Source organism: Novosphingobium sp., assembly GCF_049240505.1.
Classification (GTDB): Bacteria; Pseudomonadota; Alphaproteobacteria; order Sphingomonadales; family Sphingomonadaceae; genus Novosphingobium.
Map to the genome: position 1 here is coordinate 1 of NZ_JBMLSM010000031.1, position 10,297 is coordinate 10,297.

Genomic DNA, 10,297 nt, shown 5'->3' on the forward strand with positions numbered 1-10,297 from the left:
AGCCAATGGGCGAGGGCGCGTTGCGACCCGAGAATTCTTCGTGCAACACCGTCGCGCTGCACTATCATTCGCCGCCTGTCTGAACTGGGTTCGGGCGCCTCTTCTCGATGGCATATTTCAACAGCGCCGCTCCGCGAAAAACGCCATGCGCAAACTTGCCGTAGGGCAAGGTGAGGAAGTGGCCCATCACGAACCCAAGATGGATAGCCAGGAGGAGCGGCATTGCGGAGGTGTCTCGCCATGCCAGCAGAGCCAAGCCGGTGAGGCTTACGAAGAACAAGAGCGCGATGAAGCCGCGGTCCATGGTGTTCTGTCTCTGGTCCACCTGCAACGGATTGCGCCGAAGATTGAGCCAAAACAGACCAGCAGGGCCTATCAAAAGCCCGATGCCCCCAAGCGTTCCAAGGATGACCGGAAGGCTGAAAAGGGGGTAGGGAGCCTCCGATCGGAACAAATAATGATAAAGGGTGGCGACCGAAGTAGAGGCAAAACACAGCATGTAACCGTAGAAAGTGAAGTGGTGGAAACGTTTCCGCCACAATGTGAACGCGTCATCTTCGTTGTTGCAGCCGTCCCCGTGACCACCGTCGAGATATTTGAGTGTCAGGACTGAACGGGCCGCTTCTCCGACTGTCGCGGGTATTGACACGTGATTTCCAGGCTCTGAAACCTCTCGCCAGAAGCGCGTGACTCCGATAGCCAACGCGAGGATCGAGAATCCGAAGGCCGCTCCGAATACGAGCACAAGGAGGTTATGCGGGAAGATGGCGTAGAAACGCCCTTCGAGCCCATGCACGAACAGGCTGCCCTTCATCAGCACCGCGGCGATAAGAAAGGCCGCGACGCTGAGACTGACTGCCATCGCGACTGCGAGGCCGTTGCGGCGATAGAGGGAGCCGAACGATTTGGGAAATGCGTATTCGACATAGGTATCGCGCCGGACTTGAGCGAGTGTCTTCGGCACGTTGACGTCGAATTCATGCGGCGCCGCGTACTGGCATGCGTAAAGACATGCCGAACAGTTGTGGCAGAGATTGGCGAGATAATGCGCATCAGCGACGTTGAAGTCGAGCCTGCGTGTCATCGCCGGAAAAACGGCACAGAAGCTTTCGCAATAGCGGCAGGCATTGCAGATGTGCAAAATGCGATCCGCCTCGGCGACGTTCGCGTTGAGCATGCGCTCTGCTTCTGAGGCGAGCTCGGTCAGATTTGTAATGGCGCTCATGGCTGTGACACTCCTTCAGACGGCTTTGCCGAATGCCGCGGCGGCGGCCTGGGTCCCGGCAATGCGGCCGAAGGCCGTGCCGATGCTCATGCCGACGCCCGCGGTGTAGCCCTTGCCGAGCACATTTCCCGCCATCATCTCGCCCGCGACGAATAGATTTGCGCTCGGGCGGTCTCCGAATCGAACGGCTGCGGTGTCGTCAACCTTGAGCGACAGATAGGTGAAGGTGATCCCCGGCCTGACCGGATAACCGTAGAACGGAGGGGTATCGATCGGCAGAGCCCAATGCGTCTTGGCCGGAATCAGACCGTTCGTGCGGCAATCGTCCAGGATCGTATGATTAAACGTTCCCGGCCGGCACGCCGCATTGTACCGCTCAAGCGTGTCTATGAAAGTGTCCGCGGGGACACCGAGCTTGTTGGCCAACTCGGGCAGGCTATCAGCGATTACGCCCGGGAAGACCGGGGGCATGAAACGCCCGATGACCTTCTTGTCGATGATAGAGTATCCGATTTGCCCGGGCTGCTGTGCCACAAGGCGCCCCCAGATCGCATAACGCTTCGGCCAGAAGTCCTCGCCTTCATCAGAGAACCTCTTACCATCCCGGTTGACGACAACCCCTAGCGAGACACAGTCGATGCGCGTGCAGATGCCACCATCATAAAGAGGCGCCCTTGCATCGATTGCGACGCAGTGCCCCTGAGACGGGTCGCCGATCATGTCGGCCCCCGCCTCCATCATGAATTTCAGGAGAACGCCCTGATTGAAGCGTGTGCCGCGGATGAGGAAGTTGTCGGCCGGCCACTCGCCGAGATCGTCGCGCCCCCAGGCTTCACGCAGCCACTCGCGGTTGGATTCAAAACCACCGGCCGCCAGCACGCAAGCTTTGGCGTGGATTGTTTCGCCTGCTTTGGTTCGGGCTGCTACGAACCGGTCGCCATCGAGCACGATTTCGGCGACCGGGGTGTCGTAGCGGACCTTCACGCCCAAGGCTTGGGCGCTGCGGTAATATGCGTTAACCAGGGCCTTTCCGCCTCCCATGAAGAAGGCGTTGGTACGTGCCACATGCAGTGCGCCCGAAAGCGGAGGTTGGAAGCGCACGCCGTGCCGGTGCATCCAGTCACGGCAGTTCGACGAAGCGCGGATGACGAGCCGCGCCAGATGTTCGTTCGTCTCGCCCCCCGTCACCTTCAGCAGATCCTGCCAGTATTCTTCCTCGGGATAGGCCTCGATAAGGACGTCCTGGGGAGCATTGTGCATGCAGCGAAGATTACGGGTGTGCTGCGAATTTCCGCCACGCCATTCGATGGGCGATGCTTCCAGTAGTAGCACCGAGGCGCCTGCTTCGCGTGCCATCAAGGCCGCGCAAAGCGCCGCGTTACCGCCCCCGATTACCAATATGTCAACCACGCTCTCTTCCTCAAATCTGGTCATGGAAAGTTTAGGCAGGGTGGCATTTGGCGCTCGCTGTTCGTCTGGTGCGGGCGGAACCCCGACGCGCACCGGACGGCAGGGCGCAAAAGCCTCCTTCCCCCGCCGAGCCGGCATGTGAGCAGGCATCGACAGATATTGGTGCGACTAAACGTCAGCCGTCGCGCTGGACCATTCGCAGGAACTGCCTGGTCCGCTCCTCTTTGGGATTGTTTAGTACTTCGCGCGCAGGCCCATCTTCCACGATCACGCCCTTGTCCATGAACACTACGCGGTCCGCGACGTCGCGAGCGAAATTGATTTCGTGGGTTACGACAATCATGGTCATGCCCGCTTCGGCGAGGCTGCGCATAACACCGAGCACCTCACCGACCAGTTCCGGATCGAGTGCCGATGTCGGCTCGTCGAAGAGCATAAGCTTTGGCTCGGTCGCGAGCGCGCGCGCGATCGCAACACGCTGTTGTTGCCCACCCGACAGGCGCATTGGCAGATGATCGGCGTGATCGGTGAGCCCGACGCCCTCCAGCAGCAGACGAGCGCGCTCGCGGGCAGCCTCTTGTTTCATGCCATAGACCTGGATCGGAGCTTCCATGATGTTCTCGGTCGCTGTCTTGTGGTCGAACAGATCGAAGCTTTGGAACACCATGCCGATCTTGGCGTCGGCGCGCGCCTTGGCCAGGTTCTTCGTCGGGACAAGCCGACCCTTCTTGCGCTCGTATCCGACATGTTTGCCTTCGACCAGGATCTCGCCGTCGTTCATCGGTTCGAGGTGGTTGATAAGGCGTAGCAGCGTACTTTTGCCGGAACCGCTCGCGCCGAGGATTGCGACGACTTCACCACGATGCACCTGGAAATCGATGCCTTTGAGAACCTCGAATTCGCCGCGACCACGCAGATAATAAGATTTGTGAACGTTCTTACAGACGACGAAGGGCGTATCGTCGATCTCACGCACGTTCTTCGACGCATTCGACGCAATTGCTTTGATGATCGAGTTGTCGGCATTGAACGATGTTGAGTTCTGGTTCGAGTCCGCCGCGTCGGCCGCAGCCACCGGCTCTTCTTTCGCTTCGACGACGTCGTATTTGGGGGAGGGCGTGCTAACTCCGCTGACCCAGCGAGACCAGATCGACGGTTGTTTGCTTAGGCTGCGCAATTCGGGATCGAGCCGCCTTTCCATGACGAGCTGGCACAGTGAAATGAGCGTCGTTGTCATCAAGTAGAGCGACGCCGCGGCAATGAACACGGTGAAGAAATCGAAATTCGTTGCAACAATCTGTTGGGCACGGAACGTCAGCTCGTTGACAAAGACGACCGACGCCAGCGACGTTCCCTTCAACATCGAGATCGTCGCATTCGATATCTGCGGCGTGATCGCACGAAGGGCCTGCGGAATGATGATCCGGCGAAGCGTCACGAAAGGCCCCATCCCTAGAGCGGACGCAGCCACGGACTGGTTTCGCTTGACTGATAGCAGGCCGCCGCGAATGAACTCGGCCGCGAAAGCCGCTTCATTCAGGGCGAACCCGAGCACCGCGGTCGTGAACGGGTCGAGGCGAATTCCCACCCGCGGTAGGGCGTCAAAAATGAAAATCAGTTGCAGCAGGATGGGGGTCCCGCGCATGATCCAGATATAGAACCAAGCCGTGCTGCTAACGATTGGGTTCTTCGACATTCTCATCAAAGCGAGAACCAATCCTAGCGCAAGACCCGCAAACATGGCCAGAGTTGTGATCTGGATCGCTATCCAGAGGCCAGTGAGCAAATTTGAGCTTGTGAGATAATTCAGAAACCCCATCGGGCATCCCTATTTTTAATTATTGAGTATACTAGTATCATTAGTGCGCGTGTCAATTGCTCCCCGTTGCGCCGACCAAGGAGGGCTAGTAGCCCTGCTAAAGAGCCTGTTGCAGAATCGGCGCCTCGGCGGTCGGAACCCCGCTCCGATCGCGGTCTCTCAGTTGACGGGGCTGTGAGCGGCGTGATTCTCTGAGCGCCAGCAGCCGTTGAGGGATCGCCCAGAGGGATCGCCATGGCCCATTTCTTCCGCGAACCGGATCGTCGCCAACGCTTCCTTCTCCCGGTCGACATGATGGACTGGTTACCCGAGGGCGACATCGTCCACGTTGTTGTGGATGGCGTCGGGCTCATGGACCTCAGCGACTTCGAGGCGACCTGCAAGGTCGGTCGCGCAGGCCAGCCGCCTTTCGCGCCAGCGATGCTGCTGGCGCTGTTGATCTACGCTTACAGCCACGGTGTGCGGTCGAGCCGGGCGGTCGAGCGGTTGTGCCGGCGCAATGCCGGCTACCGGTTCATCGTCGGCGACGACGTTCCCGACCACAGCGTCATTGCACACTTTCGCCAACGCCATGCCGAGCGGATGAAGGGCGTCTTCCTCCAGGTTCTGGAGCTGTGCCGGGAGGCCGGCCTGATCCGGCTGGGGCTGGTTGCGCTGGACGGCACCAAGGTGAAAGCCAACGCGTCACTGGACGCCAACCGCACGGCCAGCCCGATCGGGGAGCAGATCGACCGGGTGTTGGCGGAGGCCGAGGCGACGGATGCCCGCGAGGACCGCCAGTTCGGCCCCGATGCCAACGGTCCGGCCATGCCTGGCGATCTGAAGCGGCGCGGACAGCGCCTGGCTCGACTGAAGGCCTGCCAGGAGAAGCTCCAGGCTCAGGCTGCGGCTGCGGCCGACCGCCAGGAGAAGAAGATTGCGGCACGGGAGGCCGAGGAGAAAGCCACCGGCAGGCGCAAGCGCGGACGCAAGCCGAAGGGCCCCGACCCGAGCGTCGATCCGGACACGGTGGCCAACACCACGGATCCGGAGAGCGGCATCCTGAAGACGCGGCGTGGCTGGGTGCAGGGCTACAACGCGCAGGCAGTGGTGACGACCGGGCAGACCATCCTTGCCGCTGACGTCACCACCGAGGCCAACGATGTGCGCCAATTCATCGGCATGCTTGACCAGGCACAGGCCAATGCCGAAGCCGTGCTGGGCGAGGAAGCGGTTCTCGGCGCGGCGGTTGCGGATGCCGGGTACTGGTCGGAGGCGAATGCCGAAAGCCAGACCGAGGAATGCGAACTGTTCATTGCAACCCAGAAGGATCACAAGCAGCGAGCTGCCTTGCGGGAGGCACCATCGCCGCGGGGGCGGATGCCGAAGTCAATGACCGCGCGCGAGCGTATGGATCGCAAGCTGCGGACCAAGCGCGGCCGTGGGCTCTACCGTCAACGGGGAGCCAGCGTCGAGCCAGTGTTCGGACAGATGAAGGATCGCCAGGATGCCGGTCGCTTCAGCATGCGCGGGCTTGAGCTCTGCCGCGGCGAGTGGCAGCTCCAGGCCGCCGTTCACAACCTTCGAAAACTGCACCGGGAGTCCGTCCGCCGAACAGAAAACGCAGGTTAGAACCGCCAGAATGGCCGAAAACCGGCCTCAATGAGCCGCAAGAACCCGCTTTTCTACGCCGTCATGGCGCGCTGGAGCGCGGCGAACCTAAAAACACACCTATTGGGCGACAGGCTCTAGAAGTCGGCCATAATCCCCGCGCCATTCTCGAGGGCACTTGGTAAACATGCCGCGCGATAATGAGATCCTGCACTCCCGCACCGGTGGATTTGAATGTTGTCAGGCGCCCGGCCCAGTTCCGGTCAGGAACGTCACCGGCAACGAGTTCGCCGATCTCGGCGACCAGATGGCCCGCCTCGTAGAGACCTTCGGCGATCGGAATGACGTAATCGCCGGCCTCCGCCATCAAGGCCTCCTTGCTCTCGCCGAAGACGGCTGCTTCCGCCATCGTCCTGCTATCGACCTCGCGCTCGTCCTTCCGGTGAGCCCCCAGCGCTGAAACGTGACAGTTGTCGGTCAGCCATTCGCGCTTGATGACCGGGTCGTGGGATGTGGTTGCCAGCGAGACGATGTCGGCACCATCTACGGCTTGTTCACTTGAGCTGCAGAGGGTGCGCCGATGCCGGTCGCCGTCTCGACATGTCGACGGAATCTTTCGGCGGCTTCGGGATTGAGATCGTAGGCGGTGATCCGGGATAGCGGACGAACAGTCGCCATGACCTGAGCTTCGGCCTGGCCCATGGGGCCACAGCCGATCACAGCCAGGTGAGACGCCTGAGTAGAGGTTAGAAACTTGGCCGCCAGGGCGGAGTAGGCCGCAGTGCGGTACATCCCCAGCAGTGTGCCGTGCATCACGCAAAGCAGCCGCCCTTCGGTATCGCCGAGCGCGATGATCTGGGTCAGATGGCGCGTGCCATCGGCATCTCGCAAGGTCGGATGGCTGAAGCCCAGTTTCGCGCTAAACAGTTCATCGCCGGCAAGGTAGCAGGGTAGGCTGGCCAAAAGGCCGCCGGTCTTTTTGGAGAACACGCGCGTTCGCAGTGGCTGCACTGCTTCGCCCCTACTCAGGGCCGCCATTCCCTCGCCGATTTCGTCAACCAGTTTTCCAAGGTCCAGACAGCCGATCGTGGTGGCCTTATCCAAAATCAATGTCATCTGAACTCCTAATGGATCGGCGGCGCGACAAGATTTCCAAGATGGCCGATCCGGCTCACCGGTTCGTCGGATATTTCGATTTCGAGGGGCTTTTCAAACCTGGTCGGTGAGAACGCAGCGAGGCTGACCTGTGGGGTTTCCCCGAGAATGGTTTGTGCGAGGCTCTCGGTGACGGCGGGGGTGATGGCCATGCCGTGCCCGTTGAAGCCCGTCGCGATCCAGAGGCCCTCGATGTGCTCTGCCGGCCCGATGATGGCGCGGCCATCGGGTGTCAGGTCGAAGAGCCCAGTCCAGCTCCGCACAATATGAGCATCGGCCAAGGCGGGCACGAGCCTGATCGTCTCCCTGGAGATCGCCTCGACTTTCTTCGCTTCTACCGCTTGCGGAGCGCCTAGGGCCAGGTCGCTTGCCGGTCCTAGGCCGAGCAGAAGCGTACCGCTCGCGGTCTGGCAGAAGCTGATGCGGGGCAAGGCGCAGCGAAGATATGGGCCAGTGATGAAGGGGAGTTTCTCGGTGACCAGTATCTGATGGAGCGCCAGACTAATCGGAGTCTTGATGCCAAGTGGCTCGAGGAGGCTGGCGCTATCGCCGGCCGCGGCGACGAGCGCGCACTCTGTCGGGAAGCGGCCGGCGCTCGTGATCACGGCGGTGACCTTTCCCTGATCATGCTCGATCCGCTCCGCAATGGTCCCGCGGAAGAAGCGAACGCCTGCGAGCTTGGCTTGCCGGGCGGCCTCCCAGGTGGCCAGCTGGCCATTGATGTGCCCATCCTGCGTCGTCAGGAAGCCGGCGACGATATCGCGCGAGATTGCAGGAACGAGATTCCGGAGTTCTGCTGCCTGCACCACGCGCGCCTCAAGGCCGATTGCTCGGTGACGATCGACCTCGATCTGAAAACCGGACACGATCGTCTCGTCATAGCTAACCAGCAGGTTGCCGGTGACGCGGTATTCCACGGTCGACCGGGCTCCATCCTCGAAGTTCTGCCAGAGTTTGAGCGAGCGATTGATTAGGTCGCGCTCGACAGCTTCGCGCAGCTGGACGCGCACGTTGCCCCGGTTCCGACCCGAGCCGTGATGTGCGATCTCGGCTTTCTCGATGACGCATACCCGTTTGCCGGCTCGGGCCAGATGGAGTGCGGTCCAGCAACCGATGATGCCACCACTGACGATGACGACATCCGCACTGTGAAGGTCAGCCGGATTGATTATATTGTTTACCCAGTCCGCGCACACACTCGACGGTGCGCCTCCGTCCACTGAAAAAACCTGCTGGAGAACGGCAGTTCGTTGCCACTACGCTGGCCAGAAAATAGCTTTTGTCTGGAGATACTGCCGAAGACCATCCAGCCCCTTCTCGCGCCCAAGCCCACTTTGTTTGTGTCCTTGGAAGGGTGTCGAAATCGAGAGGTTCTTGTAGGAATTGAGCCAGAGAGTGCCGGTCTGCAGCCGCGTCGCGATCTTCCAAGCGCGTCCAATGTCACGTGTCCAAAGCCCTGCGGCCAAGCCGAAGTCGCTGTAATTGGCTTGCGCAATCAGATCTTCATCGTCTTCGAACGGGAGGATCACCCCCACGGGACCAAAAACCTCCTGCTGCGCGATGTCCGAATTATTAGAAAGCCGGTTCAGAAGCGTTGGAGGATAATAGGCTCCGGCACTGAGCCTGCTGTCGGTAGGCAGCACTCCGCCGACGAGCAGATTCGCTCCGGCTGCGACAGCCCGGCTGACATGGGCGTGCACATTGTCCCGGTGAGCAAAGCTCACCAACGGGCCGATCTGCGTTTCGGGATCTGCTGGTGAGCCAAGCGGGAGCGAACGGGCTGCCTCGACGAGCATCGACGTGAATTCGTCTGCGATGCTCGCTTCGATGAAAATCCTAGATCCCGCAACGCAGCTCTGACCGGCGCCGGAAAAGATACCCATGGCGACAGCAGTGGCTGCCTTTTCGAGATCCGCATCGGCGCAGACGATATGGGGAGATTTGCCGCCAAGTTCGAGCACGACCGGCTTTAGCTTCCTCGCCGCCTCCGCCGCGATATGCCGACCGCCGGCCGTTCCGCCGGTGAAGCTGATCATGTCGATCCCCGGATGAGACACCATCGCGCGACCCAGGTCGATGCCGCCGGTGAGCACGGAGACGATGCCGTCGGGGAAGCCGGCCTCCTTCGCCAGTGCTGCGTATTCCAACCCTATGAGAGGCGTGACCTCCGAAGGCTTCAGTATGACGGCGTTACCGGCGGCCAGAATAGGAGCGAGCTTCTGCGCTTCGAGCGTCGCTGGTGAGTTCCACGGCGTGATCGCACCCACGACACCGACAGGAACTTCAAGAACCATGTTGAGATAGGGGCCGCGCGCTGGGGGGACGGTGCCCTCGAGTGTCTCACAGGCGGCAGCATAATATCGAAACGTGTTGGCGGCGCTTTCAAGCAGCGCCCGACATTCCGATAGCACCTTGCCGTTGTCCTGCATTTGGACATTGGCAAGCCGTTCCCTGTCGCGATCAATGAGTTCTCCCATTCTGTGGAGAAAGCGCGCACGCATGTGTCGAGGCAGGTTTGCCCAGGATGGGGCAGCGATGGCACGGCGGGCTGCTTCGACGGCGTCGTCTAGGTCCTCAGCCGAGGCACAAGACAAAGAGACGATCACATCCCCTGTCTCTGGATTGCGGCTCTCGATCGGTTCGCCGCGGCCTTGGACCCAGGCGCCTGCTGAAAAGAACGGGCGAGGTGCCATGGACGTGACGCCCCCTTGAAGGCCGATGCGGCAAGGCTAGGGGCGTCGGCCCCTCGATTTACTATGATACTAGTGCACTCAATAATGACTGGCAAGTTTCATTTGTGTTCGCGCTCCAGTGATACGCCAGCCCCCACTGCGCAGCGTGCGTCCCGGGGGAAACACGTTGACATCACTAATACCAGTATACTATAAAGTTCGAAAGCTCTCCATTAAGTTTGTCACTCGCGAGGGGCGCCCTTGGGAGCCGTCGATGAGCGATGATTTCGATCCCGTTTCGCTGGAAATTTACTGGTCCCGGTTGATCTCAACCCTCGGTTGATCAGGAGGCTGCGGTAAGGCAGTTGCAGAATGGGCGCGCCGACTTCGTCATGGATGGTTCAATCACGGCGAAGATGCGGGCCG

6 protein-coding genes and 2 pseudogenes are annotated in these 10,297 nt (G+C 60.7%); 1 reads left to right on the forward strand and 7 read right to left on the reverse strand.

Features of this window, described 5'->3' with window-relative positions:
• Positions 1-64: 64 nt before the first annotated feature.
• The 4 genes and pseudogenes from tcuB to ACOVQ0_RS02985 all read right to left on the reverse strand — a co-directional run.
• Positions 65-1,225 (reverse strand): tricarballylate utilization 4Fe-4S protein TcuB, encoded by a 1,161-nt coding sequence (gene tcuB / locus ACOVQ0_RS02970; RefSeq protein WP_421880041.1) that lies wholly within the window; start codon positions 1,223-1,225, stop codon positions 65-67.
• Between the two features lie 15 nt (positions 1,226-1,240).
• Positions 1,241-2,785 carry an FAD-dependent tricarballylate dehydrogenase TcuA gene (gene tcuA, locus ACOVQ0_RS02975; RefSeq protein WP_421880043.1) on the reverse strand — a complete coding sequence of 515 codons (1,545 nt, stop codon included), beginning with the start codon at positions 2,783-2,785 and terminating at the stop codon, positions 1,241-1,243.
• A 25-nt stretch (positions 2,786-2,810) separates the two neighbouring features.
• Positions 2,811-3,602 (reverse strand): amino acid ABC transporter ATP-binding protein, encoded by a 792-nt coding sequence (locus tag ACOVQ0_RS02980; RefSeq protein WP_421880051.1) that lies wholly within the window; start codon positions 3,600-3,602, stop codon positions 2,811-2,813.
• Between the two features lie 231 nt (positions 3,603-3,833).
• Positions 3,834-4,454 (reverse strand): annotated as a pseudogene (locus tag ACOVQ0_RS02985) (amino acid ABC transporter permease); the annotation flags it as partial.
• A 234-nt stretch (positions 4,455-4,688) separates the two neighbouring features.
• Between ACOVQ0_RS02985 and ACOVQ0_RS02990 the strand changes: the two are divergent.
• Positions 4,689-6,065, forward strand: coding sequence for a transposase (locus ACOVQ0_RS02990; RefSeq protein WP_421880045.1), 1,377 nt, complete (start codon positions 4,689-4,691; stop codon positions 6,063-6,065).
• A gap of 61 nt (positions 6,066-6,126) precedes the next feature.
• Here ACOVQ0_RS02990 and ACOVQ0_RS02995 read toward each other — a convergent pair.
• The 3 genes and pseudogenes from ACOVQ0_RS02995 to ACOVQ0_RS03005 all read right to left on the reverse strand — a co-directional run bounded on the left by ACOVQ0_RS02995 (position 6,127) and on the right by ACOVQ0_RS03005 (position 9,892).
• Positions 6,127-7,160 (reverse strand): annotated as a pseudogene (locus ACOVQ0_RS02995) (ornithine cyclodeaminase family protein).
• 8 nt (positions 7,161-7,168) lie between these two features.
• A complete protein-coding gene (locus tag ACOVQ0_RS03000) occupies positions 7,169-8,419 on the reverse strand; it encodes an NAD(P)/FAD-dependent oxidoreductase (RefSeq protein WP_421880047.1) in 1,251 nt (416 codons plus the stop codon).
• Between the two features lie 36 nt (positions 8,420-8,455).
• On the reverse strand, positions 8,456-9,892 hold the full coding sequence (locus ACOVQ0_RS03005; protein ID WP_421880049.1) for an aldehyde dehydrogenase: 1,437 nt from the start codon (positions 9,890-9,892) through the stop codon (positions 8,456-8,458).
• Between the last annotated feature and the right edge of the window lie 405 nt (positions 9,893-10,297).

Excerpts from the sequence above, each read along its gene's own strand:
- tcuA (WP_421880043.1), bottom strand. The coding sequence starts at position 2,785 with ATGCCTGCTCACATGCCGGCTCGGCGGGGGAAGGAGGCTTTTGCGCCC.
- ACOVQ0_RS02990 (WP_421880045.1), top strand. The coding sequence starts at position 4,689 with ATGGCCCATTTCTTCCGCGAACCGGATCGTCGCCAACGCTTCCTTCTC.
- tcuB (WP_421880041.1), bottom strand. The coding sequence starts at position 1,225 with ATGAGCGCCATTACAAATCTGACCGAGCTCGCCTCAGAAGCAGAGCGC.
- ACOVQ0_RS03005 (WP_421880049.1), bottom strand. The coding sequence starts at position 9,892 with ATGGCACCTCGCCCGTTCTTTTCAGCAGGCGCCTGGGTCCAAGGCCGC.